22 protein-coding genes are annotated in these 25,145 nt (G+C 59.6%); 13 read left to right on the top strand and 9 right to left on the bottom strand.

The genetic code is table 11. From position 1 onward, the window contains the following. The first annotated feature begins 10 nt into the window (after nucleotides 1-10). The 6 genes from Q1W40_RS11870 (at nucleotide 11) to Q1W40_RS11845 (ending at nucleotide 7,817) form a co-directional block, all read left to right on the top strand. A complete protein-coding gene (locus Q1W40_RS11870) occupies nucleotides 11-1,888 on the top strand; it encodes a TonB-dependent receptor plug domain-containing protein (RefSeq protein WP_300712200.1) in 1,878 nt (625 codons plus the stop codon). A 14-nt stretch (nucleotides 1,889-1,902) separates the two neighbouring features. Continuing rightward, the gene (locus Q1W40_RS11865) at nucleotides 1,903-2,385 is read left to right on the top strand and encodes a copper uptake system-associated protein (protein WP_300712197.1); all 483 of its coding nucleotides are present in this window, start codon (nucleotides 1,903-1,905) and stop codon (nucleotides 2,383-2,385) included. Nucleotides 2,386-2,625: 240 nt separating this feature from the next. Continuing rightward, nucleotides 2,626-4,659 (top strand): TonB-dependent receptor, encoded by a 2,034-nt coding sequence (locus Q1W40_RS11860; protein WP_300712194.1) that lies wholly within the window; start codon nucleotides 2,626-2,628, stop codon nucleotides 4,657-4,659. A gap of 29 nt (nucleotides 4,660-4,688) precedes the next feature. Further along, nucleotides 4,689-5,801 (top strand): PepSY-associated TM helix domain-containing protein, encoded by a 1,113-nt coding sequence (locus tag Q1W40_RS11855; protein ID WP_300712191.1) that lies wholly within the window; start codon nucleotides 4,689-4,691, stop codon nucleotides 5,799-5,801. A 76-nt stretch (nucleotides 5,802-5,877) separates the two neighbouring features. Continuing rightward, nucleotides 5,878-6,576, top strand: coding sequence for a PhaM family polyhydroxyalkanoate granule multifunctional regulatory protein (locus tag Q1W40_RS11850; protein WP_300712188.1), 699 nt, complete (start codon nucleotides 5,878-5,880; stop codon nucleotides 6,574-6,576). After that, nucleotides 6,573-7,817, top strand: a complete 1,245-nt coding sequence (locus Q1W40_RS11845) for an FIST N-terminal domain-containing protein (RefSeq protein WP_300712186.1) — start codon at nucleotides 6,573-6,575, stop codon at nucleotides 7,815-7,817. The genes Q1W40_RS11850 and Q1W40_RS11845 overlap by 4 nt, the downstream gene beginning before the upstream one ends. A gap of 95 nt (nucleotides 7,818-7,912) precedes the next feature. Here the strand turns inward: Q1W40_RS11845 and tgt are convergent, their stop codons facing one another. The 3 genes from tgt to Q1W40_RS11830 form a co-directional block, all read right to left on the bottom strand. Beyond that, complete coding sequence (gene tgt, locus Q1W40_RS11840) at nucleotides 7,913-9,085, bottom strand: tRNA guanosine(34) transglycosylase Tgt (protein WP_300712183.1); 1,173 nt, start codon at nucleotides 9,083-9,085, stop codon at nucleotides 7,913-7,915. A gap of 144 nt (nucleotides 9,086-9,229) precedes the next feature. Next, nucleotides 9,230-11,842, bottom strand: coding sequence for a peptidoglycan-binding domain-containing protein (locus tag Q1W40_RS11835; protein ID WP_300712180.1), 2,613 nt, complete (start codon nucleotides 11,840-11,842; stop codon nucleotides 9,230-9,232). Further along, nucleotides 11,802-12,737 (bottom strand): LysR family transcriptional regulator, encoded by a 936-nt coding sequence (locus Q1W40_RS11830; protein ID WP_300712177.1) that lies wholly within the window; start codon nucleotides 12,735-12,737, stop codon nucleotides 11,802-11,804. The genes Q1W40_RS11835 and Q1W40_RS11830 overlap by 41 nt, the downstream gene beginning before the upstream one ends. 207 nt (nucleotides 12,738-12,944) lie before the next feature. On the opposite strand from Q1W40_RS11830, the gene Q1W40_RS11825 reads away from it, so the two are divergent. The 3 genes from Q1W40_RS11825 to Q1W40_RS11815 all read left to right on the top strand — a co-directional run bounded on the left by Q1W40_RS11825 (nucleotide 12,945) and on the right by Q1W40_RS11815 (nucleotide 15,229). Continuing rightward, on the top strand, nucleotides 12,945-14,210 hold the full coding sequence (locus Q1W40_RS11825; protein WP_300712174.1) for an aromatic ring-hydroxylating dioxygenase subunit alpha: 1,266 nt from the start codon (nucleotides 12,945-12,947) through the stop codon (nucleotides 14,208-14,210). 2 nt (nucleotides 14,211-14,212) lie between these two features. After that, the gene (locus Q1W40_RS11820; protein WP_300712171.1) at nucleotides 14,213-14,686 is read left to right on the top strand and encodes an aromatic-ring-hydroxylating dioxygenase subunit beta; all 474 of its coding nucleotides are present in this window, start codon (nucleotides 14,213-14,215) and stop codon (nucleotides 14,684-14,686) included. Nucleotides 14,687-14,902: 216 nt separating this feature from the next. Then, entirely contained in the window at nucleotides 14,903-15,229 is a 327-nt protein-coding gene (locus Q1W40_RS11815) for a non-heme iron oxygenase ferredoxin subunit (protein WP_300712168.1), read from the top strand. Nucleotides 15,230-15,251: 22 nt separating this feature from the next. Here Q1W40_RS11815 and Q1W40_RS11810 read toward each other — a convergent pair whose 3' ends face one another. The 3 genes from Q1W40_RS11810 to queA are packed head-to-tail and all read right to left on the bottom strand — an operon-like array spanning nucleotide 15,252 to nucleotide 16,971. Beyond that, entirely contained in the window at nucleotides 15,252-15,560 is a 309-nt protein-coding gene (locus tag Q1W40_RS11810; RefSeq protein ID WP_300712165.1) for a type II toxin-antitoxin system RelE/ParE family toxin, read from the bottom strand. An 18-nt stretch (nucleotides 15,561-15,578) separates the two neighbouring features. Further along, nucleotides 15,579-15,848 (bottom strand): YlcI/YnfO family protein, encoded by a 270-nt coding sequence (locus Q1W40_RS11805; RefSeq protein WP_300712162.1) that lies wholly within the window; start codon nucleotides 15,846-15,848, stop codon nucleotides 15,579-15,581. A 52-nt stretch (nucleotides 15,849-15,900) separates the two neighbouring features. After that, a complete protein-coding gene (gene queA / locus Q1W40_RS11800; protein ID WP_300712159.1) occupies nucleotides 15,901-16,971 on the bottom strand; it encodes a tRNA preQ1(34) S-adenosylmethionine ribosyltransferase-isomerase QueA in 1,071 nt (356 codons plus the stop codon). A gap of 293 nt (nucleotides 16,972-17,264) precedes the next feature. On the opposite strand from queA, the gene Q1W40_RS11795 reads away from it, so the two are divergent. The 3 genes from Q1W40_RS11795 to Q1W40_RS11785 all read left to right on the top strand — a co-directional run bounded on the left by Q1W40_RS11795 (nucleotide 17,265) and on the right by Q1W40_RS11785 (nucleotide 20,954). Next, nucleotides 17,265-17,813 carry an outer membrane beta-barrel protein gene (locus Q1W40_RS11795; protein ID WP_300712156.1) on the top strand — a complete coding sequence of 183 codons (549 nt, stop codon included), beginning with the start codon at nucleotides 17,265-17,267 and terminating at the stop codon, nucleotides 17,811-17,813. Nucleotides 17,814-17,902: 89 nt separating this feature from the next. After that, nucleotides 17,903-19,972 (top strand): ATP-dependent DNA helicase RecG, encoded by a 2,070-nt coding sequence (gene recG / locus Q1W40_RS11790; protein WP_300712153.1) that lies wholly within the window; start codon nucleotides 17,903-17,905, stop codon nucleotides 19,970-19,972. Nucleotides 19,973-19,988: 16 nt separating this feature from the next. Continuing rightward, nucleotides 19,989-20,954 carry a hydrogen peroxide-inducible genes activator gene (locus Q1W40_RS11785; RefSeq protein WP_300712151.1) on the top strand — a complete coding sequence of 322 codons (966 nt, stop codon included), beginning with the start codon at nucleotides 19,989-19,991 and terminating at the stop codon, nucleotides 20,952-20,954. Nucleotides 20,955-20,999: 45 nt separating this feature from the next. Here Q1W40_RS11785 and Q1W40_RS11780 read toward each other — a convergent pair whose 3' ends face one another. The 3 genes from Q1W40_RS11780 to Q1W40_RS11770 all read right to left on the bottom strand — a co-directional run bounded on the left by Q1W40_RS11780 (nucleotide 21,000) and on the right by Q1W40_RS11770 (nucleotide 24,244). After that, nucleotides 21,000-21,986, bottom strand: a complete 987-nt coding sequence (locus Q1W40_RS11780) for a glucokinase (RefSeq protein WP_300712149.1) — start codon at nucleotides 21,984-21,986, stop codon at nucleotides 21,000-21,002. Nucleotides 21,987-22,068: 82 nt separating this feature from the next. After that, the gene (locus tag Q1W40_RS11775) at nucleotides 22,069-23,568 is read right to left on the bottom strand and encodes a sensor histidine kinase (RefSeq protein ID WP_300712142.1); all 1,500 of its coding nucleotides are present in this window, start codon (nucleotides 23,566-23,568) and stop codon (nucleotides 22,069-22,071) included. 7 nt (nucleotides 23,569-23,575) lie between these two features. Further along, nucleotides 23,576-24,244 carry a response regulator transcription factor gene (locus tag Q1W40_RS11770; RefSeq protein ID WP_300712139.1) on the bottom strand — a complete coding sequence of 223 codons (669 nt, stop codon included), beginning with the start codon at nucleotides 24,242-24,244 and terminating at the stop codon, nucleotides 23,576-23,578. Nucleotides 24,245-24,442: 198 nt separating this feature from the next. Here Q1W40_RS11770 and Q1W40_RS11765 point away from each other — a divergent pair. Continuing rightward, nucleotides 24,443-25,145: ABC transporter substrate-binding protein (locus tag Q1W40_RS11765; RefSeq protein WP_300712234.1), on the top strand; the 703-nt coding region annotated here is incomplete at its 3' end.

Here is a 25,145-nt window from a genome sequence, read left to right as displayed (position 1 = left end):
TGTTCAGAACATGAAAACAATATTTCGCCTCTCTCCCATCGCCCTGGCATTGGCTGTGTATGCCTCTGGCCCCCATGCGTTTGCGCAAACCCAAGCGCTGGAGGTGCTGGTCACTGCCCCAGCGGTCATTGACAGCAACAGCACCGATGACATGGCCGGGTTTAAAACCACGGTGACGTCGCGCCAAATCGAAGACTTGAACGCCATCGACGCGGCCGCAGCTTTGCGCCGCACGCCCGGCGTCAGCATTTCGCGCTTCAACCCTGTGGGCTCGTTTGGTGGTGAGGAAGGCGGCGCGGTTTATATCCGTGGCATGGGCACCAGTCGGCCAGGCAGTGAGATCAAAACCTACATCGATGGTGTTCCGTTCTACATGGGCATCTGGAACCACCCTTTGCTCGACTTGTTGCCCCTCAACGGCATGTCACGCATCGATGTGATCAAGGGGCCTCAACTGCATGAATTCGGAAACACCTTTGGTGCGATTGCCTTGTCGCCCAAGAAGGCGCGTGCGACCGATGGCGTGTCGGGTGATGTCAGTGTTCGGGCAGGTAGTTTTGGCACGGTGGCTGAGCAAGTGGATGTCCAGGGGCGTCAAGGCGACTGGGACTTCAGCTTGGCACAAGGGTACGCGTTGTCCGATGGGCACCGTCCCGACGCCAAAGGCCGTTTGAACAATGTGATGGGGCAGCTGGGACATCAGATTGACCGCAACTGGTCGGTCCGCCTCTTGGCCATGAGCACGCAAAACAGTGCAACAGACCCTGGCCATGCGACGACGCTTGCCAACAAAGGTCAAACCTACGACACCCAAGGCGATTTGTTGGCCTTGACCGTGGCTCATCAGCACGATGCTGCGCAGGGCAGCTTCAAGCTGTACAGCACCGAGGGCTATGGCGAACAAAAACCGGGTCTGAAATCCAGCTTCAAAACATCGGGTTTGCGCTGGCGCGAAAGCCTGCAACCCTGGCAAGGTGGTCAGGTGCAGGCGGGTCTGGATGTGGACAAAATCGGTGGCGATGTGGCGACCGTGGGCTTCATCGCGCCAGACTTGCGAGTGACGTCGCCGTTTGTGGCTGTCAGCCACAAGTTTGAGCTGGGTCAGGGCTGGACGGCCACACCATCCGCAGGTCTTCGTCGCTACGAACACAATGTGCTCAAGTCAGAATCTGCACACCAAGCGGGCGTGGTGCTGGCACAAGGCGAACGATTGGCTTTGCGTGCGCAAGTGTCCAAGGGCATCAGCTATCCCGGTCTGGATGCGGCAGTGCTGTCAGACTTGATCCCGGCTTTGAGCAACAGCTGGAAAAGCTTGGGCGCTGAGCGGCTGGATCATCAGGAGTTGGGTGCCACCTGGAAGCCGCAGCAGGGGACCAGCGTGGATGTGTCTGTGTTCAAGGACCGCGTCAAGGATCGCTACATCTTTGCCTTCCCCCCGGCGGTTTCTGCCCCAAGTTTTGTCAACATGGGCAGCTATGAGGTCACGGGATCGGAGCTGACATGGGCGCAATCCCTGGGACAGTCTTGGCAGTGGTTTGCAGGCTGGACACATCTGAACAGCAGCAAAGCTGATTTGCCCTACGCACCCGAGAACAGCCTGACCGCAGGGGTCAATTGGCAACAAGGTGCATGGCGAGTCAGTGCCGATGCGCAACATCAATCGGCCATGGTCGTTTTGGGCCAAGCGCGAAATGGCAGCCCCAATTTGACGCAAGTGCCCAGTTTCACCGTGGCCAATTTGCGCATGGGCTACAAACTCCCACAGCTGGGACAGCGTGGAGAGGTGTTTGCTGCAGTCGAAAATATTTTCGACAAAACGTATGCCTTCCGCGAAGGCTATCCCATGCCAGGGCGTGCCCTGCAGCTGGGTGTGAAAGCCAGCTTCTGAACCGGCGCTGCACCATGAAACACATCACCCACATGGCCTTGACGCTCTCCTTGGCGGCCCACCTGAACATGGTCATGGCGCATCCAGATGCAGCCGTGAAGACTGCACCTGAGCAGGCGCAAGCCCAAGTGATCGTTCATGTTTTGAAAAAACAGTTTGACAAACCTCAGTCGCCACTCACCGTCACACCTGTGGCGGTGGAGGGAGATTGGGCCGTTGCGGGCTGGTTGCAAGACGTGCGCGGTGGTCGTGCGCTGCTCAACAAGCGGCATGGTCAATGGGTGATCGTGGTTTGTGGCGGCGATGGCTTGCGCCAAGCGAGCACGCTTGCTCAGACCGGCATGAAAGCCGCTGAAGCCCAGGCGCTGGCGATGAAGCTGCAGGCCGCAGAAAGCCGTCTGCCCGCAGAAACCCTCAGGAAGTTCGCCTCCTTCGAGGGCATGTTGCGTGTGGATGGTGGCGCACATGGTGCGCACGCTACTCATCCCAAGCATTGAGCAGCAGCCCTTTGGCCAGGCCAGCCACAACGAGTGACTGGCCTGGCTTCTGAGCCTTGCTCCCAAGACCCAACGGGTCATGAATTCAACAATCCATGGATATCAAAATGACATTTCATATTTCTCGTCTCTCCCCTGTGGCGTTGGCCACATTGGCGTTCTGCAACAAGTTGGTGCAGGTCTGATGCCTATTCCTAATCTCTATCGTTCGAAATTCAATCTTTCTCTATCTTTTTCATCATGAAAAAATCAATTTCTCAATACCAACGCAAACAATCACCTGTCGCACTGGGTGCAGCACTGTTCGTCGCAGCCTTGGGGGGTATGAGCATTGCTCATGCCCAGACGACTGCAACCGCAGTCGGTGAAGTGCTGGTCAGTGCACCCAAGGGCGCACTGGACACGCGCCAGGTGTTCACCTCGGTCAACATCCTGCCCTCTGAGCGTATCGAAGAGCAGGTGACGCTCAATAATTGGCAGTTGTTTGAGCAGGTTCCTGGCGTGCAAATCACGCAGTTCGGACAGGGCAATACATCGGGCAAATTTTCCTTGCGTGGCTTCAATGGCGAAGGCGAAATCAACGCTGTCAAGTTGTTGATCGATGGCGTGCCTTCCAACAGCAATGATGGGAACATGCCGTACATTGATTTGGCCCCCAAGTTGAACATCGAAGCCATTGAGGTGGTGCGTGGGACCAATGATCCGCGCTATGGTTTGCACAACATTGCGGGCTCGGCCAACATCATCACCAAGCAAGGGGGCAATGAGCGTCAGCTGCGCTTGACCGCCGGTTCGTTTGGCACGCAAGAGGCACAGGCGGCGTTGGGCATCGAAAAAGACGGGTTCTCGCAAAACTACGCACTGAATTACCAGAATTCAGATGGGCATCGTGCTCACTCGGCTTCGGAGAATGTCGGTTTTTCGGGCAAATGGTTTTTGACGTCACAAGACAAAAATTCACGTGTGGGGCTGATCGCACGCCGCTATGAAGGCAATGCGCAGGAAGCGGGTTATTTGACTGAGGCTCAGGCCAAGGCTGATCCGCTACAGTCCTCGGCTTACAACGTGAGCGATGAGGACAAGCGTGTCGTGTCGCAACTGGCCTTGCAAGCTGAGCACCGTTTGTCTGTGCAATGGGTGGGTTCAGCACAGGTGTACAGCAACGCCATCAACGATCGCCGCTTTGTGAAGTTTTCTGCAGGTACTTCTCAGCAAGAACGTGTGGTCGATGAGCAGCATGTTGGAGCGTCAGCCCAGTTGACATGGCGAGCTGGCCAAACGGCCTTGGGTGACACGACTGTTGTCACTGGCATGGATATGGAGCGCCAGGATAATGTCAGTGAGCGTTACACCACAGCCACACAGGTGCGGACAGCGCAAACACGCAATCAACAATTTGACTTCAATACTGCCGGTGCATTCGTTCAAGCTGTCCTCAAACCTGCTGACCAGTGGACTTTGGTGCCCGCCTGGCGCGTGGACAAGGTCAGCGGAAATTACACCAACAGGTTGAACAACAGGGTGTATGCCATCAATGATTACGGTTTGGTCAATCAGCCCAAGATCAGCGCAATTTATCAACTGTCAGACGCTGCGTCGGTTTACGGTAACTGGGGTAAATCGTTTCAAGTGGGTGTTGGCACAGCGTCCTACAAAGTCAACCAGGTCAATGATTTGGAGCCTTCCATCAATCAAGGTTGGGAAACTGGTCTGAAGTTCAAGCCGGTCAGCTGGCTGGATGGTCGTGTCGCTGCGTGGCGACAAACGGCCAGCAATGAAGCTCGACGCAAGCTCAATGATCCTGCCAATGATTCGGAAAACATCGGTAAAACCCAGCGGCAGGGTTTGGATGTCGAAATCAATGCCCGTCCCGATGCGAAGACGCGTTTGTGGGCTTCGGCATCGCTACAGCGTTCCAAAATTCTTTTTGCAGAAACGGCAAGTACCGTGGGCAAAGAAATTGATCATGTACCTCACCAGTTGATCAACTTGGGTGGCGAGTACCAAGCGACGGATGCGCTCAAACTGGCCGCCTGGATCAACCACCAGAGCGACAGTTATCTGGAAAGGACCAACGCCACTGGTCAGTTCGGTGGCTATACCTTGCTCAATGCATCAGCCCGCTATCAGGTCAATCGTGAGCTGAGCATCGACTTCCAGGCACGTAATTTGACCAATCAATATTACGAGTATGTTTGGTGGGATGGTTCGCAGTCTTTGCATGCACCTGCGCCCCAGCGCAGCTTTTTTGCATCGGCAACCTGGCGCTATTGAGTATGAAAAAGACCTGGAGAAAGTGGTGCTTGCGTGTCCACCTGTATCTTGGTTTGAGTGTGGGCTTCCTGTTCGCCTTGCTGGGGCTGACGGGAAGCCTGCTGGTTTTTTATCTGGATATTGATGCTGTTGCGAACCCCGCCATTCGGGTGAGTGAATCACCAGCGGTATCGATCAACCCGGACCGCGTCATTGAAAAGCTTCGTTCGGAATTCCCGGAGCGTTTGGGGCCTTGGCGGATCGAAATGCCGCTGCACCCACAAGACCCGCTGCGCGCACGCTATTACAAGCCTGCAGAGCGCCCGGCCGGGGTGTTTGCGCCTTTGTTGGTCACGCTCAACCCCCAGACACTTGAAGTGACCAGTCAGCGCTTCTGGGGTGACAGCGGCACGACCTGGATTTATGACTTGCATTACAGCTTGTTGTTGGGTCCGCAAGGCCAAGTTTGGGTGGGCTTTCTCGGCATGGCCTTGGTCATTTCTCTGACTGCCGGTCTGGCATTGTGGTGGCCGTCCCTGCGCAGTACGCGCAAGGCTCTAAAGCCCGTGATCCGGTCTGGGCGTGTCAAGCGGGTGTATGACTTGCATGTTTTGTCGGGGGTGTACAGCTTCATTTTGATGTTGATGCTCAGCGTCACAGGCGTTGCTTTGGTATGGCCGCAAGAGCTGAGGGCCATGCTGTCGCTTGTCACGACGGTGCAGGCTCCTCCCCGTTCATGGGTGGCCGCTGAGCCACTGGATGGGCGAGTTCTGAGTCTGCAACAAGCGGCCGTGATCGCGCAGCAGAACTTTCCGAAGTCCGAGTTGAGGTGGCTGGAGTCTGCCGGTCAAAAGGGTGAGGCGGTGTCGATACGGCTGTACCAGCCGGGCGAGCCCGGGCGTCGATTTCCGAAAACTCAGCTGTGGTTGCACCCACAAACAGGCGATGTGCTGGCTGTGCGCGATGGGCTGGATTTGCCGTGGAGTGAGGCCTTGATCAACTGGATGCATCCCTTGCACAACGGGGAAGGTCTGGGCTTGCTGGGGCGAATACTCGTGTTGCTGACGGGCTTGCTGCTGCCTTGGCTTTGGATCACCGGGCTGATTCGTTGGCGGCAAAAAATCAAAGCCCAAAATTTGATCAGAAGTAAGGCGCAGTGTTAGATATTTCGCAGATTTGGAAACTGTGGCTCAAAGCTTTGGTTTAAGCTTCGCTCACCACCCCCTTGAGGAGACCTTCATGAGCGACGCATCCGCCTTCGGCTTTGGCAAATTTGTACCGGGTTTTGACTTTCTGCAAAACCTGTCCAAAACGGCAGCGCAGGCCACGCCTGCTGCGGGCGCAGGCGCTGTGCCCGGCATGGCCAGCTGGGTCGCGCCCACGCTGAGCGTCGAGGAGATCGACAAGCGCATTCAGGAGCTCAAGTCGGTGTTGTTCTGGCTGGAGCAAAACACCACCGCGCTCAAGGCCACCATCCAGGCGATGGAGGTGCAGAAGATGACCTTGTCTACGCTGCAGAGCATGAACGTCAACATGGCCGATCTGGCCAAAGCTTTCACGGCCAAGCCTCCGGCCGCAGCCGAGCCTGCCGCACCGCAAGCAGAACCTGCTCCTGCCCCAGCGCCCACGAAGGAAGAGCCCGAGCCCGAGAAGGCGAAAGAAACTGCTGCGGAATCCTCGGCCAAACCGGCTGTGGACCCCATGCAGTGGTGGGGCGCGTTGACGCAGCAGTTCCAGGACATTGCAGCAGCAGCCGTGAAAGATGTGGCCGCCGAGGCCATGAAGGCGGGTATGACGGCCAAAGGCGCCAGCACAACGGCATCGGCCAAGAAAGCCCCGGCCGCCAAAAAGGCACCTGCCAAAAAGACAGCGACTGCGAGCAAAAAACCGGCGGCCAAAGCCCCTGTGCGCAAAGCCGCAACACGCAAGTCCTCATGAAGTTGTTTCCGTTTGGCCACGCCACCCACCCGCAGTGGCGCATGGCCGCAGGCTTGGTTCTGGCCCAGTTGCGGGCGCAGCTGACCTTGCCCGACTATGCGTCCGAGCCTCGGCTGGCGCTGGTCTACATCACCGACCACTACGCTCACGAAGCGCAAGCGCTGCTGGACCATTTTCGCCAGGAGCTGCCCGAAGTCACCGACTGGGCTGGCACAGTGGGTGTGGGCATCGCGGTCAACAACGCCGAATATTTTGATGAACCGGCCCTGGCTGTGATGCTGTGCAACGTGCCGCCAGCGCAGTACCGGGTGTTTTCGGGCGTATCGCCTTTGCCTGCGCAGTGGGCCGATGCCGCGCTGGTGCATGCCGACCCAGCCACGCCCGATCTGGCCGAGTTGATTGCAGAGATGGCTGGGCGCACCCAGCAGGGTTATTTGTTTGGAGGCTTGACCTCCAGCCGCACCCACAGTGTGCAGTTCGCCATCAGCGCTGACCAACCGCAAAGCTTGGCGGCCGGGGGGGTCTTTGAAGGGGGGCTCAGCGGCGTGGCTTTTTCATCGCAGGTGGGTTTGTTGTCTCGCGTGACGCAAGGCTGCCAGCCTGTGGCACCTGAGCGTGAGATCACCGAGGCCGACAAGCATGTGGTGCTCAAGCTCAATGGCGAAGCTGCACTTGATGTGATGCTGGATGACCTGAAGATCAGCCTGAGCGAGCCGCAAAAAGCCATCCCCGTGGTGCGGTCTACCTTGGTGGGCCTCAGTCCCGCAGGGCAGTCGGGCGTGGGCCGTGCAGGCAATCTTGGCAGTGATGTGCTGGTGCGCCACATCGTGGGTTTGGACCCGATGCGCCAGGGTGTGGCTGTGGCCGAACATCTGGAGCCCGGCATGCGCCTGACGTTTTGCAAGCGCGATGTGCACGCAGCCCGTGCCGACCTGGTGCGGGTGTGCGCCGAAATCCGTGAAGAACTCGAACCCGAGATGCTGTCCATCGAAGCCATCAATGGACTCAGCGATGACCCGGTGGCGACCCTGCCCCAAGCAGGCAAGCGCATCGCGGGCGCTGTGTACGTCAGTTGCACCGGTCGCGGTGGGCCCCACTTTGGCGGCCCCAGCGCCGAGATGCAAATCATCCGCCATGCGCTGGGTGATGTGCCGCTGGTGGGCTTCTTTGCCGCTGGCGAGATCGCGCGGCACCACCTGTATGGCTACACCGGTGTGTTGACGCTCTTCACAACCGATTGACGCCTGCAGGTCGGAGCTTCAGCTTCGACATGGAGAGCTTTGACGCAGGCTGGATGTCGGGGCTGAAGCCGCCGACCGATCACCGACCTGGATGTTCACACGCCGCGTGTTCGATCCGACTTGAACTGCGCCCGGAACTGCGAGAACTGGCCTGCGTCCAGCGACTCGCGCACTTCTCGCATCAGGTTCAGGTAGTAATGCAGGTTGTGGATGGTGGTCAGCATGGGGCCGAGCATTTCGCCGCAGCGGTCCAGGTGGTGCATGTAAGCGCGGCTGAAGCCGTCGCGGCCGCCTTGGTCCCACGACACGCCGGACGTTCCCGCACAGGCATGGCAGGTGCAACTGGTATCCAGCGGTTGCGGGTCGTTTTTGTGGCGGGCGTTGCGCAGCTTCAGGTCGCCAAAGCGGGTGAACACCGTGCCGTTGCGGGCGTTGCGGGTGGGCATCACGCAGTCGAACATGTCCACGCCATCGGCCACGCCCTGCACCAAATCCTCTGGCGTGCCCACGCCCATCAGGTAGCGCGGCTTGTGGGCAGGCAGGCGGTGCGGCGTGTGCGCCATGATTTGCAGCATCTGCTCTTTGGGCTCGCCCACGCTCACGCCGCCCACGGCGTAACCGGGGAAGTCCATCTCCACCAGCGCTTCGAGCGATTCCTGGCGCAGGTTTTCAAACATGCCGCCTTGCACGATGCCAAACAGGGCGTTCGGGTTTTCCAGGCGGGCGAATTCGTCTTTGCTGCGCACGGCCCAGCGGCGGCTCATCTCCATCGATTTGCGCGCTTCGGCCTCGGTCGTCAGGTGGCCCTTGGTCTCGTAAGGCGTGCACTCGTCGAGCTGCATCACGATGTCCGAGTTCAGGATGGTCTGGATCTGCATGCTCACTTCGGGCGACATGAAGAGCTTGTCGCCGTTCACGGGGCTGGCAAAGGTCACGCCTTCTTCGGTGATCTTGCGCATGTCGCCCAGCGACCAGACCTGAAAACCGCCCGAGTCGGTGAGGATCGGTTTGTCCCATTTTTCAAACTGGTGCAGGCCGCCAAAGCCTTTCATGATGTCCAGGCCCGGGCGCATCCACAGGTGGAAGGTGTTGCCCAGAATGATCTGCGCGCCCATCTCGTGCAGGCTGCGTGGCATCACGCCTTTGACCGTGCCATATGTGCCGACCGGCATGAAGATGGGCGTTTGCACCACGCCATGGTTCAGGGTCAGTGTGCCGCGACGGGCGTGGCTGGAGGGGTCGGTTTTGAGCAGGTCGAATTTGAGCATGCAGAGATTGTAGGAGTGCTGTTGGTCCCCAAAAAAACAACCCGTCTTGCCCCCGTTGCGTCAATGGATCATCATTGACGAATGGAGGCAAAACGGGTTGAGACTCAAGACTCACTCAGAGGGAGTCTTGATCACCGGTGCTTGTCAGTTGGGCGAAATACCCAATGCTTTCACGGTTTCCAGGTTGAGGAAGCCATCAACAGGCAAGCCCTTGGTTTTTTGATAAGCGTTGACGGCTTTCATCGTGTTGGCACGGATGAAACCATCGATGCGACCGGGGTTGTACCCTGCCGCCAGCAATGCACGCTGGATTTCCATGATCTTGGACGGCGTTGCGTTGGTTTCGCACAGGACGGCGCGTCGCTCAATGCGAGCATCGGCAACTTTGACCTGGTATTGCAGGTCTTCGTACTGCGCTGGTACTTTGATTTCTCGCACGGTGGGGCTTGCATCTACAACTTGGCGTGTCACAGACTTGTACACGGCCGGTATCACTTCTTCGCGAACGCTGGCTGGGCTGTCAATGACACGACGTGGAACCTGTTGCGTGACAGCAGGGACCGGGATTTTGCGAACCGATGCTGGGGTGTCAACCACTTGACGCTCCACGGTGCGGTATTCCGCTGGCACCGTGACTTCGCGTGTGGAGGCTGCCGTTTCAAGCACCTGCTTGGTGATGGTGCTGTAGACCGCTGGTGCCAAAAGCACCTCTTCGGTTTTGGCGGGACTCACTTCCACTCGTGATTTGATGACTTTGGTGGTGCCAGGCAGCTCGATGGTTTTGACGGAGGCCGGTTGATCGAGCACTTGGCGTGACACGTTGACGTATTGCGCGGGCGTTTTTACTTCGCGCACATAAGCTTCCTCGCCAGATGCTGCGCCTGCCGACTTGCCAGCGTTGGACTTTTGCAGGCTTGCAGCACGCAATACGCGGTCACCAGTTGGCGTGGCAACGATGTCGCCATTGTCATCAAAGCGGAAGCCTTGCATCTTGAGCAGGTCCAGATCGATCACCCTGCGGGTCACGGTCTGGTTTTGGCCGGGAATGGTGATTTCCTTGCGACTTGCTTCGCGATCTACCACGCGACGTGTCACGGTGGTGTACTGGGCTGGAACATCAATTTCTCTGGTGATCGCTGCGGTCTTGAGGACTTGGCGGCTGATCGTTTCGTACTGGGCAGGAACTTCAACCAAGCACAGCACATCATCGTCCAAGTTGGTGTTGTCACCAGTGATCACGCGTGTTTCCAGAGATCCCTTGCTGCTGTCTGCGGCAGCGGGAATCCCAAGGCGGTTGCCATCAAGGAATTTGCTGTCTGCGCCCACTGCAAAACCTTTTAGAGGTTTCACATCCAGCGCAACGCCGATCCAGGCTCGGCCACGTTTCCATTCTTTGTGGGCATCTGCAGTTTTGATCCGTTCGGTCACGGTTTCAAAGACAGGTTCGGTGGTCACAAGTCGTTTGCCTGCAGGTTTGATTTCCACCTGTTCTGTGACCGTTTTGTAAGTGGCAGGAATCACTTCAAAGCGACTGCTTTGAGCGCGCAAAACGACTTCTTCTCGAACGGCTTTCGTTGGCAAAGACAGCGGAACATAAGAAAGCCTCTCAGGCTTGATCATCACTTTTTCTGTGACGGTCTTGAACGTGGCTGGGACCGTTTCTGCGCGCGTTGTGGCTGGACGATCGTCTACGGTTTCTTCGCGGTCTTCGTATTGCGCAGGAATGACCCTCAGGACTTTTTTCTCGGGTGTGACCAACACTTTTTCTGTGACGGTTTTGTACGTGGCTGGCACCACTTCAAGTCGCTTGCTTTCGGGTTTGACCAAAATACGCTCGCTGACCGCTTTGTACGTGGCCGGGATGGGCTCTTCACGCTCCGACGCTGGTTGCACGACCACAGTCTCTTGGATGGTTTTATAGGTGGCCGGCACGGAAATCTGTTTTTTGATTTCGGGGGTGACCAAGACTTGTTCGGTCACTGTCTTGTAAGTCGCGGGAACGACCTCCATGCGTGACGTTTCTGCAATCTTGATGACGCGTTCGGTTTTGGGTTCGAACTTGGCCGGAATTTGCACCGATGCAAAGCATTCCGAATGGGCTTGAGCACTGACGGGTGTGCCCAATGGGCGAGGGAAAGCCCCGCTGAAATTGTTATCGCACTGCAGCATGCTGGCGCGCACCAATTTTCCGGTGCTGTCAAAGTAGGCGTTGACCGGCATGTTGGGAGAGAACGGAACGAACTTGCCGACCAACTTGGCACTGACGCCGTCGCGTTCATGGGCTCTGTGGGTGCCCACGTCGCAAGATCCTTTGGTGTAGTCTGCGACCGTCAGGGCCTTGAGTTCCATGGCGCGAACGTCGACTTCACCAGCACGTTTGAGAGGTGCATGTGTGGTGTACGGTTGGTAAAACTTGGCATCCCCGGACTCGATGGCCGCCACACATTCAGCCAAAGTGTCATAACCCACGTTGCCGTTGCCATCGTGGTGGGTGGCTGCAGTGGCTTGCATGGCGCACAGGCTGATCAAGCTCAATCCCCAGCCCATAAGCAAGGGGTTCTGTCGTTTGGAAATCATGGTTGAGTTTTTCCTTGTTGCAAAAGAAAAACATAATAGTAAACAAACTGCTAACAAAGTAGTAATTAGAGTAATAAATGTATTTTTTTGTACAGCGGCTGCACCATTAAGTCTTGTGGGGCAGACCCAAGCCCAGCGCTCAAGCGCTTTGAGTCGTTGCGGGGTGAGCGCTGTCGCCAAAGAGCTGGGTCAACTGACCCCGCAGCCACTGGTGCCCTGGATCTTTGTGCAAGTGTGCATGCCAGAACTGGTGGATGACGCTGCCGTCCACCGCCAGCGGCAGTGGCCGCGCCGTCAAAGTAAAGGGGCCTGTCACGCGCTGGGCAAAGCGCTCAGGCACTGTGGCGATCAGGTCCGAGTGGCCCAGCACATCGCCCAAAGCGACGTAGTGCGGCACTGTGAGGCGAATGCGGCGCTGCAGACCCTGCCGTTCCAGTGCTTCGTCCACCCGGCCGTGGCCCGTGCCTGCGGCGATGACGCGCACATGGCTGGCCGCGGCAAAGTCGGGCAGGGTCAAGTCGTCTTTGCTGGCCAATGGGTGGCCTTCGCGCATCAGGCAAACATAGGGCTGGCGAAACAGCGACTGCTGAAAGAAGCCCGCTTGCAGTTGCGGCAGCAGGCCCAGCGCCAAGTCGGTGCGGCCCGAGGCCATGTCGTCTTTCAGGCTGGCGCTGGTCACGGCCACCACGTTGAGGGTGACGCCGGGGGCGGCGTGGGCCAGCGCGTCCATCAGCACGGGCAGGAAATACATTTCGCCCACATCGGTCATGGCCAGCGTAAAGCGGCGCTCGCTGGTGGCATGGTCAAACGAGGCGCGCACATTGAGCGCTTGCTGCAAGCCGTCGAGGGCGGCGGCCACGGGCTCGGCCAGTTGCAGGGCGTAGGGCGTGGGTTCCATGCCGCGCTGGGTGCGCAAAAACAACTCGTCGCCCAAGCTGGCGCGCAAGCGGCCCAGCGCACTGCTGACGGCGGGCTGGCTCATGCCCAGCACGGTGGCCACTGCAGACACGCGTTTTTCGCGCAACAGGTGGTGGAACACCAGCAGCAGGTTCAGGTCGAGGCGGGCGAGTTCCATGGGGGCGATAGTGTTATTCGAAATTCGGATAATGATTATCTTTGAATTTCGATTTACGGAATTCGATCATTTGAGCATGATGCGCGTCAAGTCTTGTAGGTCGGCGGCTGTAGGTCGGTGGCTTTAGCCCCGACATCTCTGCCTCCGCAAACGCCAGCGTCGGACCTGAAGGTCCGACCTACAAAAAACCGAATAGAAAGAGACACCATGACCGAACACCCCATCCACTGGGAAACGGAAGGCACCAGCCGCGTGCCGTTTGCCGTGTACACCGACGAAGACCGGCACAAGAAGGAGCTGGAGCGCTTCTTTTACAAAAGCCACTGGAGCTATGTGGGCCTGGAGGCCGAGATCCCGAACCCCGGCGACTTCAAGCGCACCGTGGTGGGCGAGCGCTCGGTCATCATGACGCGCAGCAACGACGGCCAGATCCATGTGGTTGAGAACGTCTGCGCCCACCGGGGCATGCAGTTTTGCCGCGAGCGCCATGGCAACAAGAAAGAGTTTGTCTGCCCGTACCACCAGTGGAGCTACACGCTGCAAGGCGATTTGCAGGGCGTGCCATTTCGGCGCGGCGTGCGGCAAGACGGCAAAGTCAACGGCGGCATGCCCGCCGACTTTGACCCCAAAGACCATGGCCTCACAGCCCTGAAAGTAGCCACACGCGGCGGCGTGGTGTTCGCGTCGTTTGACCACTCGGTGGAGTCGCTCGAAGACTTCATGGGGCCAACGATCCTGAAATACTTTGACCGTCTGTTCAATGGCCGAAAACTGGTGGTGCTGGGCTACAACCGCCAGCGCATTCCGGGCAACTGGAAGCTGATGCAGGAAAACATCAAAGACCCGTATCACCCCGGCCTGCTGCACACCTGGTTTGTGACCTTTGGCCTTTGGCGTGCCGACAACAAGAGCGAGCTGCGCATGGACGCGCACCACCGCCACGCCGCCATGGTCTCGACCCGCGGCAGCGCGGGCCAGGCAACGGGCGCTGCGGCGCAGGTCACGCAAGTCAGCAGCTTCAAGGAAAGCATGCAACTCAACGACCCGAGCTTTCTGGACATCGTGCCCGAGGGCTGGTGGCAGATGGAAGACAAGATGCCCACCGCCGTGATGATGACGCTGTTCCCCAGCGTGATTTTTCAGCAGCAGGTCAACAGCGTGTCCACCCGCCACATCCAGCCCGATGGACATGGTGCGTTTGACTTTGTCTGGACGCACTTTGGCTTTGAAGACGACACGCCCGAGATGACCGAGCGCCGCTTGCGCCAGTCCAACCTGTTTGGCCCGGCCGGTTTTGTGAGCGCGGACGACGGCGAGGTGATCGAGTTTTCGCAGCAGGCCTTTGAGACCAAACCCGAGCACCGCATGCTGGTGGAGCTGGGCGGACGCGATGTGGGCGAGACGGACCACATGGTGACCGAAACCCTCATTCGAGGCATGTACGAATACTGGCGCAAAGTGATGGAGGCTTGATCATGGTCGATATGCAAACTTGGTTCGGCATCCAGCAGCTCTATGCCGATTACGCCAGCGCCGTGGACAGCGGCCATTGGGATCTGTGGCCTGAATTCTTCACCGAGCAATGCGTGTACAAACTGCAGCCGCGTGAAAATTTTGAGCGAGGTTTTCCGCTGTGCACGCTGTCGCTGACCAGCAAAGGCATGCTCAAGGACCGCGTGTACGGCATCCAGGAAACGCTGTACCACGACCCCTATTACCAACGGCATGTGGTGGGCGCGCCCATGGTGCGCAAAGTCGAAAACGGCCGCATCCACAGCGAAGCCAATTACGCGGTGTTTCGCACCAAGTTCGACAAGGAAAGCACGGTGTTCAATGTGGGCCGCTACATTGACACCATCGTGCAAACGCCCGAGGGCTTCAAGTTCGCCGAGCGCCTGTGCGTGTACGACAGCGAAATGATCCCCAACTCCATCATTTACCCCATCTGAGCCAACAAGATAGACGCATCCATCACCCTCCCTGTGTCTTTGCCACCTTTTATGCGTCTTTCACCTTCTATGCACCTGTCACCTTCTATGCACCTGTCACTTTCTACGCCTCCGTCACCCCGGGCTTGACCCGGGGTCCATCTTCAGAAGGCGTGGATCCCGGTTCGGAGGCCGGGATGACAGAGAAGACCAACATTCGACGAACGAGCACAAAACATGACCAACACAGCAATGAGCAACTGGACCGACGTGGCCGCCGAGGCCGATTTGTTTGAGGGCGCAGGCATCGCCGTGGCCCCCGAGGGCCAGGACATTGCCCTGTTCAGCGTGGACGGCGAAGTCTTCGCCATCAACAACCTGTGCACCCACGGCAACGCCAAGCTGTGCGATGGGTTCGTGGAGGGCGACCATGTAGAGTGCCCCTTCCACCAGGCCCAGTTCAGCCTGCGCGATGGTTCAGTGGCCTGCGGCCCAGCGACCGAGCCGGCCAAGACCTGGCCGGTCAAGATCGAAGGCGGGCGGGTGTTTCTTCAGCTGGGCTAATGCCTGCGGGGAGCAACTTCCATCAGTGGAAATCGTCTTCGCGCTGATGTCGCAGTGCGAGGATGGTGACCGTATGGGCATCCTCAATTTCGAAAAGCGCCAGATAACCTGAGGCACCAAACGGGATGATGAGTTCTCTGAGCAGTGGGCCGTGCGCGCCGTCTGCAGCTTTACGACACGAGAAGGGTGATCGGCGCAGAAACCCCAGACCATCTTCAATCGCTTGAAGTGAGCGCTCGGCGGTAACGATGTCAAATTCCAAAAGGAAGTCGTACAGCCGATTCAGATCGGATTTGGCTTTTTCAGTGAAGCGGACCTGAAATTCACCCATGATCGGGTCTGCTCCGGTTCAGGATGCAGAAGACTTTGCTTTGGCCAGCTTACTTTTCAATTCCTGCAGTACTTCATCGGCAGAAAAGTAGACCTGACTTTGGCGAGCCTCCTCGGCTGAGCGCAGCCCACGTGCGATGAACTCGTCTTCAGCCGCTCGGTGTGCGATGAACCTCTCCAGCGATGTTTCCATCAGCTTGGAAATGGTTTCATGGGGCCGGAGTGCCTTTTCGGCGGCTTGCCTCAGATCTGGGCTGACACGCAGCGCGGGGAGTGTTGCGGATTTCATCTTGAAACCTTTCGATTGCAATGCAATTGTAATGCAGCCGACAGGCGCTTGCTCAGTCCATTGTTGTGTGTGTCAACAGCATCGCATCCCCATAACTGAAGAACCGGTACTGGTTCGCGATCGCGTGTCGGTACAGACCCATGATGTGCTCATACCCTGCAAAGGCGCTGACCAGCATCATCAGCGTGCTCTTGGGCAGGTGGAAGTTGGTGATCAGCCGGTCCACCACTTGGAATTCAAACCCCGGTGTGATGAAGATCTGCGTGTCGCCGCTGGCCTGTTTGAACTTGGCCCAGGATTCGAGCGTGCGCACCGTGGTCGTGCCCACAGCGACCACTTGGCCACCTCGCGCCTTGCACGCTGCTATGGCCTGTTGCGTGGCCTCGGGCACCTCGTACCACTCGCGGTGCATGGTGTGCTCGGCGATGTTCTCGGTCTTGACGGGCTGGAAGGTGCCCGCACCCACATGCAGCGTCACGCTGGCGCGTTGCACGCCACGGGCCTCCAGCTGGGCCAGCAGGGCTTCGTCAAAGTGCAGCGCTGCCGTGGGCGCTGCCACCGCACCGGGGGCGCGGGCAAACACGGTTTGGTAGCGCTGCGCGTCTTCTGCGGTGTCGGTGTGCGCAATGTAGGGCGGCAGCGGCACATGGCCGTGCTTTTCCATCAGCGCATGCGGCTCATCGCTCAGTTGCAAATGGAACAGCTGGCCGTTTTCATCAGGCCAGCGGCCCAGCAGGGTGGCATCAAAACCACCGTTGTGGGCGCCGCCCATCATGAACATCTTGCCGCCCAGCAAAGGTTTTTTGCTGACCTTCATGTGCGCCACCACCTGATGGCCGGGTAGCACGCGCTCGATCAGCAGCTCCAGCTTGCCGCCCGAGGCCTTCTCGCCAAAGATGCGCGCCTTGACCACCTTGGTGTCGTTGAACACCAGCAGGTCGCCCGCATGGATCAAGTCGGGCAGCTCACGGAAGATGCGATCGACCACGGTGCTGGAGGAACCATCCAGCAAGCGAGAACCGCTGCGCTCGGCAGCAGGGTGTTGGGCAATCAGCGCGGGGGGGAGTTCGAAGTCGAAATCACGGAGTGTGAATTCGCGGGGGGAGGCAGAAAGAGTGGTCATGCTTCAGGGCCGGACAGGCCCGTTCGAAGTTGGAAAGCATGGATTGTAAGAACCTGGTTTGGGTTCGCGCACGTTGAGGACAAGAATGCGGGTCTGGCTTGGCTACTGAGGCTGTTGGCCTTCAATCTGGTCATTGCCGCGCTTGCTTGCGCAGCTGCATCGGCTACGAGCGCACTCAATTTAAAAGTAATAAATATTTACACATTTATCAAGATTGTTAACTTTTGGGTGGCTAAAATTCGTGCCCAGCGGACACGGTGTTCGCGTCTAAAAATCAACCACTGAAAGTCAATATGAAAAAAATGATCCGTTTCCTGAGCGTCACAGCCGTTCTCGCCACTGCAGCAGCTGCTCAAGCACAGGTTTATGTCGAAGGCTCTGTGGCTGCATTGACAGCCAAGAGCTCCTCTGATGGCGTAAATACCGAAACTAAACCATCCGCATTTTCGGGACTCGTGGGCTACAACGTTCACCCCAATGTGGACGTTGAAGGCTACTTGGGCCTTGGTGCTGGTAAATCCAGCATCACCGCAAATGGCAAGAACATCGGTATTGATGCCAAGGTCAAGAGCTCGTTTGGCGTGTTTGTGAAGCCCAAAGTCATGGTCAGCCCTGAAGTCGAGGTGTTTGGGCGCTTGGGGTTTCTGGAAAACAAATTTGAAGCTAGCGATCAATCTAGCAATGCCAGCAATGTCTCGACACAAGGCTCCTTCGCTTTTGGCGTGGGCGCCAATTACTACTTCGACAAGCGCACTTACGTGACCGGTAGCTATATGAACTACCACAACAAAGATGGTTTGAAAGTCAACGGTCTGAGCATCGGCGTGGGCTACAAGTTCTGAATTTGAACCACTGAAACGTCACACATCAAGACAAAGCCGCCTTCGGGCGGCTTTGTTTTTGGGCGTCATCCAAAGGCACAATCACGGACATGCCGCCCAAGCCCGCTACCACGCCTGCCAAAACGCTGTCCGCGCCTCAAAAAGCGCTGATCAAGCTGGGCTTGGTGCGTGACATCGATCTGGCGCTGCATTTGCCGCTGCGCTACGAGGACGAGACCCGCATCGTCAAATTGCGGGATGTGCGTGAAGGCGATACCGCGCAGATCGAAGCCACGGTGACGGCCTGCGAGATCACGATGCGGCCGCGCAGGCAGTTGCTGGTGACGGTGGACGATGGCTCCGACACCTGCGTGATGCGGTTTTTCAGCTTTTACCCCTCACACCAAAAAGCGCTGGCCGTGGGCAACCGCATCCGTGCGCGGGGCGAGGTCAAAGGTGGTTTCATGGGCCTGACCATGATGCACCCGACCTTCAAGGCCGCAGGGGGCAACCTGGCGGAAGCATTGACGCCGGTGTATTCCACAGTGGCGGGCTTGGCACAGGCTTATTTGCGGCGGGCCGTGATCACGGGCCTGAACCATGCCGACCTGAGCGAAACCCTGCCGCGTGGCATCGCCTGGCCCGACAAGCGCGGGGCTTGGTCACTGCGCGATGCGCTGCAGTTTTTGCACCACCCCACGCCCGATGTGTCGCTGGCTGCGCTCGAAGACCGCAGCCACCCGGCCTGGGTGCGCCTCAAATGCGAGGAGTTGCTGGCGCAGCAGCTGTCTCAGCTCACGGCCAAGCGGGAACGTGATTTGCTGCGCGCCCCGGCTTTGAAGTTGAAGCCCAAGGGTTTGTATGGCCAGTTGCTCAAGGCGCTGCCTTTTGGCCTGACGAACGCGCAACAACGTGTGGGCCAGGAAATCGCCCAGGATTTGGCCCGCCATGTGCCCATGCACCGCCTCCTGCAAGGCGATGTGGGCGCAGGCAAGACGGTGGTCGCCGCGCTGGCGGCCATGGTGGCCGTGGACGCGGGCTGGCAATGCGCCCTGATGGCCCCGACCGAAATCCTGGCCACCCAGCACTTTGCCAAGCTGGTCGGTTGGCTGGAGCCCTTGGGCGTCAAGGTGGCTTGGCTGATTGGCAGCCAGAAGAAGAAAGAACGCGCCGCCATGCTGGCGCTGATCGAGTCGGGCGAGGCCGCGCTGGTGGTGGGCACGCACGCGGTCATTCAGGAGCACGTCAAGTTCAAGAACCTGGCGCTGGCCGTGATCGACGAGCAGCACCGCTTTGGCGTGGCGCAGCGCCTGGCCCTGCGCGGCAAGATGCAGGCCGATGGCATGGAGCCTCACATGCTGATGATGACGGCCACGCCGATCCCGCGCACGCTGGCCATGAGCTATTACGCCGATCTGGATGTGTCAGTGATCGACGAACTGCCCCCCGGGCGCACGCCCATCTTGACCCGGGTGGTGTCAGACCACCGCCGCGACGAAGTGGTCGCGCGCATTGGGGCGCAGTTGCAGCAGGGGCGGCAGGTGTATTGGGTCTGCCCGCTGATCGAAGAAAGTGAGGCGCTGGACTTGACCAATGCCACCCAAACCCATGCCGACCTGAGCGAAGCACTGCCCGGCGTGATGGTGGGTTTGCTGCATTCGCGCATGCCTGTGGCCGAGAAAAAGGCGGTGATGGACTTGTTCACCAGTGGTCAGATGGGCGTGTTGGTCAGCACAACGGTGATCGAGGTGGGGGTCGATGTGCCCAACGCCTCGCTGATGGTGATCGAACACGCGGAGCGCTTTGGCCTCTCGCAGCTGCACCAGCTGCGCGGTAGGGTGGGGCGCGGCGCGGCGGCGTCGGCCTGTGTGCTGCTCTATGGCACGCCCGAGGGCGGTCGCCTGAGCGAGACGGCGCGTGAACGGCTGCGCGCCATGGTCGAGACCAACGACGGGTTTGAAATCGCCCGGCGCGATCTGGAAATTCGAGGGCCGGGCGAATTTTTGGGGGCGCGGCAGTCGGGCGCGCCTTTGCTGCGCTTTGCCGATCTGGAAACCGATACGCCCTTGCTGGAGTGGGCCCGCGCTTTGGCCCCGCAGATGCTGGACCAATACCCCGACTTGGCCGAGCGCCACATTGGCCGCTGGCTGGGCGGGAAATCCGAGTATCTGAAGGCCTGATGTTTAAATACTGCCCATGACCCTGACCGAACTCAAATACATCGTGGCCGTGGCCCGCGAAAAGCATTTCGGCAAGGCGGCCGAGGCTTGCCACGTGTCGCAACCTACCTTGTCGCTGGCCATCAAGAAGCTCGAAGAAGAGCTGGACATGAAAATCTTTGAGCGCAGCGCCAGCGAGGTGAGCGTCACCGCGCTGGGCGATGAGGTGGTGCGCCAGGCGCAAAGCGTGCTGGAGCAGGCCGCCGAGATCAAGGAGATCGCCAAGCGCGGCAAAGACCCGCTGGCCGGGCCTTTGCGCTTGGGCGTGATCTACACCATCGGTCCCTACATCTTGCCCGCCTTGGTGCGGCAGGTGATTGACCACACGCCGCAAATGCCGCTCATGCTGCAAGAGAACTTCACGGTGCGCTTGCTGGAGATGCTGCGCACCGGCGAGATCGATTGCGCCATCCTGGCGGAGCCTTTTCCGGACACTGGCTTGGCCATCGCGCCGCTGTACGACGAGCCCTTTGTGGCGGCCTTGCCGCGCAACCATGCTTTGGCGGGCGCGGCCTCGTTGACGACCGATCAGCTCAAGGATGAGACCATGTTGCTCTTGGGCACCGGGCATTGCTTTCGGGACCATGTGCTGGAGGTGTGCCCGGAATTTGCCAAGTTTTCGAGCCGCACTGAGGGCATCCGCAAAAGCTTTGAAGGCTCCTCGCTGGAGACCATCAAACACATGGTGGCCGCAGGCATGGGGGTGACCCTGGTGCCGCGTTTGTCGGTGCCCGAAGAAGCCTTGGCCCAGCCCGACAAGAAGTCGGTCAATGGTGACGCCCATGTGCGTTATTTGCCCATCGTCGATCCGCATGGCGGCTTGCCGCCCACGCGCCGCGTGGTGCTGGCCTGGCGGCGCAGCTTTACTCGCTATGAAGCGATTGCCGCGCTGCGCAATGCGGTCTATGCCTGCGAGCTGCCAGGCGTGACGCGATTGTCTTGATGTGGGCTTGCGTGTGCCAGAGCTGAAGCTGCCGAATTGCCGGCTTCAACGTCTTCCTGGCATCACGCCCAGGCCCATCGCGCAGCCAATCAGCGCGGGTTGCTCGGCGCGGATCACGTAGGTGGGGATGCGCTTCATGTAGTTTTCAAAGCGGCCTTTGGCTTCAAACGCAGTGCGAAAACCCGACTGTGCAAAGTAGTCGCCCAAGCGGCCGATCACGCCGCCGCCGATGTAAATGCCGCCACGTGCGCCCAGCGTCACGGCCAGGTTGGCGGCCGCATTGCCCAGCAAGCGGCACATGCGGTCCAGTGCTTCTTCGCAGGCCACATCGCTGGCGGCCAAACCGCGCTCGGACACTTGCGCGGCCGTCAAGGGTTCTGCAGTGCTGCCGTTGAGTTCGCAAATGGCTTTGTACAAATTCTCGAGCCCCATGCCCGAGACAGCACGCTCGGCAGACACATGCGGGTAGCTGCGCCACAGGATGCGCAAGATGTCCGCTTCGCGCTCGCAGGTGGGGGCCAGGCTCACGTGGCCCCCTTCGCCCGCAATGGGCACCCAATCGCCGCGGCGCGAGCGCACCAGCGAGGACACGCCCAGACCGGTGCCGGGGCCGATCAGGCCTTTGGGGGCATGGGGCACAGGTTCGCCCGAGCCGATTTGTTCGAGGTCGCTGCCTCTCAAGGCCGGAGCGGCCATGGCCATGGCTTCCCAGTCGTTGAGCATCAGCAGGCTGGTCAGGCCCAGTTGCTGGCGCGTGGCTTCGATGGAGAACTGCCAGTGGTTGTTCGTCATCTTCAGCACATCGCCGTCGATGGGGTTGGCGATCGCGATGCAAGCCTCGCGCACCGCGGGCTGACCGGCTTGTTGCAAATAGGCCTGCGCTGCGGCGGCCAGGTCAGGGTGCTGGCCAGTGGGCAGCGTGATTTCTTGCGTGATGGGTGTGCCATCGCCATGCACCAGGGCAAAGCGGGCATTGGTGCCGCCGATGTCGCCCAAAAGGCGTGGCGTGTTGGCTGGGGTGGTGTGGTTCATGTGGGCCATGGGTGTGTGGGCGGCTAGGGTATCAGGCTGCAAGGCCGTGGACGTCCTGAAAAGTTACCAATGCGTTTCAAGTTCAGTTGCCGCTGGCCATGGGCAAGCGCACCCGCACGCACAGGCCAGGGTGGGCATCGGTCAGCTCGACCTGGCCCGCATGGCGTTCCACGATTTCCTTGACGATGGCCAGGCCCAGGCCGCAGCCGTTGCCTGCGTCGGTGGCGCGCACGAAGCGCTCAAACACGCGGTCCTTGTCGCCAGCCGGGATGCCCGGGCCGTTGTCGATCACTTCCAGCACGGCCATGGGCGCGTTCAGATGTTCAGGCGTCAGGGGCGCGGGCTGCACGCGCACCGTGACCTGGCTGCCCGCGCCCGCGTAATGCAGGGCGTTGTCGATCAGGTTGGTCAGGGCCTCGCGGATCAAGAGCTCATTGGCATGCACCCACACCGCTTGGGTGGTGAGTTCGTCCATGCCCAAGTCGATGTGCGCTTTCAAGGCACGGGGCACCCATTCGGCCGTCAGGGTCTGGGCCATGCGGTGCAGGTCAAAGCGCTGGCGGTCTTGCGCCATGACCGATTCAGGCTCGGCGCGGGCCAGGGTCAGCAGCTGGTTGACCAAGTGGGCGCTGCGCGTGGCGCTGTCGTGTACCCGCTGCAAGCGGGCACGCAGCTCGGGGTCGGTGGTTGATTGCAGGGCGATTTCGGTCTGGCTTTTGAGGCCCGCCAAGGGTGTGCGCAACTGGTGCGCCGCATCGCCAATGAAACGCTTTTGCGTGGCCACGGTGTTTTGCACGGCGGCCAGCAAGGTGTTGATGGCGGTGGCCAGCGACCACAGCTCGCGCGGGGCCGAGGCCAGCTGTAAGGGGGCCAAATCTGTGGGTGCGCGACCTTCGACCTGCTGCCGCAGCCGGGCCAGTGGCGACAAACCTGCGCGGATGCCCAGCCACACGATCACCGTCATCAACAACACCAGGCACGACATGGGCAGCAACATGTCCACCAAAATGCGCTGCGCCAGCTCTTCCCGGTTGGCGCTACTGCGTGCGACTTGCACCAGCATGGTCTGGGGCGTGGCACCGTCCTCGCCAAAGCTCAGGTACAGGGCCACCAAGCGCAGGGGCTGGCCCGCCGGGGCATGGCGCGAGTTCCGGTCGTGCTCGGGCATGGTGCCGTCGTAAAAGTAAGGGGTGTTCAGTTGGGGTTCGCGCGGGCCTTCGGGGCCAGACAAGGTCGGTGGCGGTGGCAAGGACTGGTTGCCCAAGATGAACTGTCCAGGCGGCGAGCTGACCATGTACAGCTGGCGGTCTGAGGGGTCGGCTTCGAGCACGTCTTGTGCGGCCCGAGGAAAGTCGATCAGCAAGCCATTGCCGACGGGCTTGAGCTGGCGAGCCAACGAACGGCTCGCTTGCAGCAAGCTCGCGTCGATGGCCTGGTTGGCATAGCCCGCTGCAAACCTGTAAGTGGCCACGCCACCGGCCATCCACAACACCAGTTGCGGCAGCAAGACCCACAGCAGCAGCTGCCGGGCCAGCGAGACGCCGGCTTGCCCAGGGCTGGATGCGTGCTGCGAATCGGACATGAGGGCCTCAGGCCTCGGTTTCCATGAGGTAACCCAGACCCCGCACGGTGCGGATCACCAGGCCCGCATCTTCGAGCTTGCGGCGCAGGCGGTGGATGTACACCTCGATCGAGTTGCCGCCGCCGGTCTCGCCGCCTTCAGCGCTCCAGGTCTGCGTGATTTGTTCTTTGGTGACCACCTTGTCGCGTTGGTTGACCAGCAGTTCCAGCAAGGTCCATTCGCGACCGCTCAGCTCCAGCGGCTCACCCGCCACCAAGGCCCGGCGGGAGGTGGGGTCCAGGCTCAGCCGTCCCAAGAGGGCCGATGAGTTGGCTGGTTGGCTGCGGCGCAACAAAGCTTGCAAACGCGCCACCAGCTCGGGAAAGTCAAAGGGCTTGGTCACGTAATCGTCGGCCCCGGCTTGCAGCCCCGCCACGCGGTCGTCCAGCGCATCGCGGGCCGACAAGAGCAACACCGGCAAAGCCGGTTGGGTCTGGCGCACATGCTTGAGCACCGACAGCCCGTCCATCATGGGCAGGCCAATGTCGAGCACCGCGATGTCAAAGCTTTGCTTGCTCAGCAAATAGTCGGCCACCGCCCCGTTGGGCGCGTGTTCCACCTCAAAACCGGCACCGCCCAACTGGGTGGTCAGGGCGTCGGCCAGCATCGCATCGTCTTCGGCAAGCAGCAGTTTCATGCCTGAAGCTTAATGGATTGTTCAGATTGCAGCCTCGCATTTGGCAAATCCTGTATCAGGGTTTAACCTAGTGTTAATATATTAATGAAACATTAATATTCCGCCTGTCGAGGTTCTGGAAGGCTGGCAAGCCGCCTCGAACATCAACCTTTGGGCCCCAGGCCCCCATACCAGGAGACTCTCTTGAAAACTCTGAAAATGTTCCAGCGCACCCTGTTGGCCACGGCTGCCGTGGTGACTTTGGCTGCGCAAGCCGGTGAAGTCGAAGTGCTGCACTACTGGACCAGCGGCGGCGAAGCCAAATCGGCCGCAGCCCTGAAGGCCACTTTGCAAGGCAAAGGCCACACCTGGAAAGACTTCGCAGTGGCCGGTGGCGGCGGTGACAACGCCATGACCGTGCTCAAGTCGCGTGTGGTCTCGGGCAATGCCCCTGCTGCAGCACAAATTAAGGGCCCCGCTTTGCAAGAGTGGGCTGCTGAAGGCGTGCTGGCCAACATCGACGATGTGGCCAAGGCCGAGAAGTGGGACAGCTTGCTGCCCCCCGTGGTCGCCAGCGTCATGAAATACAAGGGCAACTACATCGCTGCGCCCGTGAACGTGCACCGCGTGAACTGGCTGTGGGCCAGCAACGCCGCCTTCAAAAAGGCTGGCGCCAAAGTGCCGACCAACTGGGACGAGTTCTTTGTGGCGGCCGAAGCCCTGAAGAAGGCCGGCATCATCCCCGTCGCGCACGGTGGTCAAAACTGGCAAGACTTCACCACGTTTGAAAGCGTGGCCCTGGGCGTTGGCGGTGCCGACTTCTACAAAAAAGCTTTGGTGCAACTGGACCAAACTGCTTTGACTGGTGCCACCATGACCAAGGTGCTCGACACCTTCAAGAAGGTCAAGACCTACACCGACA

Origin of the sequence: Limnohabitans sp., from assembly GCF_030158565.1 — a bacterium.
In the GTDB taxonomy this organism is placed as follows: domain Bacteria; phylum Pseudomonadota; class Gammaproteobacteria; order Burkholderiales; family Burkholderiaceae_C; genus Limnohabitans_A.
This window is presented reverse-complemented; position numbering and strand designations above follow the sequence as displayed.

Bases quoted from the DNA above. Each gene is read 5' to 3' on its own strand.
- Q1W40_RS11825 (WP_300712174.1), top strand. From the start codon at position 12,945: ATGACCGAACACCCCATCCACTGGGAAACGGAAGGCACCAGCCGCGTG.
- Q1W40_RS11845 (WP_300712186.1), top strand. From the start codon at position 6,573: ATGAAGTTGTTTCCGTTTGGCCACGCCACCCACCCGCAGTGGCGCATG.
- tgt (WP_300712183.1), bottom strand. From the start codon at position 9,085: ATGCTCAAATTCGACCTGCTCAAAACCGACCCCTCCAGCCACGCCCGT.
- Q1W40_RS11850 (WP_300712188.1), top strand. From the start codon at position 5,878: ATGAGCGACGCATCCGCCTTCGGCTTTGGCAAATTTGTACCGGGTTTT.
- queA (WP_300712159.1), bottom strand. From the start codon at position 16,971: ATGACCACTCTTTCTGCCTCCCCCCGCGAATTCACACTCCGTGATTTC.
- Q1W40_RS11795 (WP_300712156.1), top strand. From the start codon at position 17,265: ATGAAAAAAATGATCCGTTTCCTGAGCGTCACAGCCGTTCTCGCCACT.
- Q1W40_RS11805 (WP_300712162.1), bottom strand. From the start codon at position 15,848: ATGAAATCCGCAACACTCCCCGCGCTGCGTGTCAGCCCAGATCTGAGG.
- Q1W40_RS11830 (WP_300712177.1), bottom strand. From the start codon at position 12,737: ATGGAACTCGCCCGCCTCGACCTGAACCTGCTGCTGGTGTTCCACCAC.
- Q1W40_RS11780 (WP_300712149.1), bottom strand. From the start codon at position 21,986: ATGAACCACACCACCCCAGCCAACACGCCACGCCTTTTGGGCGACATC.
- recG (WP_300712153.1), top strand. From the start codon at position 17,903: ATGCCGCCCAAGCCCGCTACCACGCCTGCCAAAACGCTGTCCGCGCCT.
- Q1W40_RS11815 (WP_300712168.1), top strand. From the start codon at position 14,903: ATGACCAACACAGCAATGAGCAACTGGACCGACGTGGCCGCCGAGGCC.
- Q1W40_RS11870 (WP_300712200.1), top strand. From the start codon at position 11: ATGAAAACAATATTTCGCCTCTCTCCCATCGCCCTGGCATTGGCTGTG.
- Q1W40_RS11810 (WP_300712165.1), bottom strand. From the start codon at position 15,560: ATGGGTGAATTTCAGGTCCGCTTCACTGAAAAAGCCAAATCCGATCTG.
- Q1W40_RS11770 (WP_300712139.1), bottom strand. From the start codon at position 24,244: ATGAAACTGCTGCTTGCCGAAGACGATGCGATGCTGGCCGACGCCCTG.
- Q1W40_RS11860 (WP_300712194.1), top strand. From the start codon at position 2,626: ATGAAAAAATCAATTTCTCAATACCAACGCAAACAATCACCTGTCGCA.
- Q1W40_RS11820 (WP_300712171.1), top strand. From the start codon at position 14,213: ATGGTCGATATGCAAACTTGGTTCGGCATCCAGCAGCTCTATGCCGAT.
- Q1W40_RS11865 (WP_300712197.1), top strand. From the start codon at position 1,903: ATGAAACACATCACCCACATGGCCTTGACGCTCTCCTTGGCGGCCCAC.
- Q1W40_RS11785 (WP_300712151.1), top strand. From the start codon at position 19,989: ATGACCCTGACCGAACTCAAATACATCGTGGCCGTGGCCCGCGAAAAG.
- Q1W40_RS11775 (WP_300712142.1), bottom strand. From the start codon at position 23,568: ATGTCCGATTCGCAGCACGCATCCAGCCCTGGGCAAGCCGGCGTCTCG.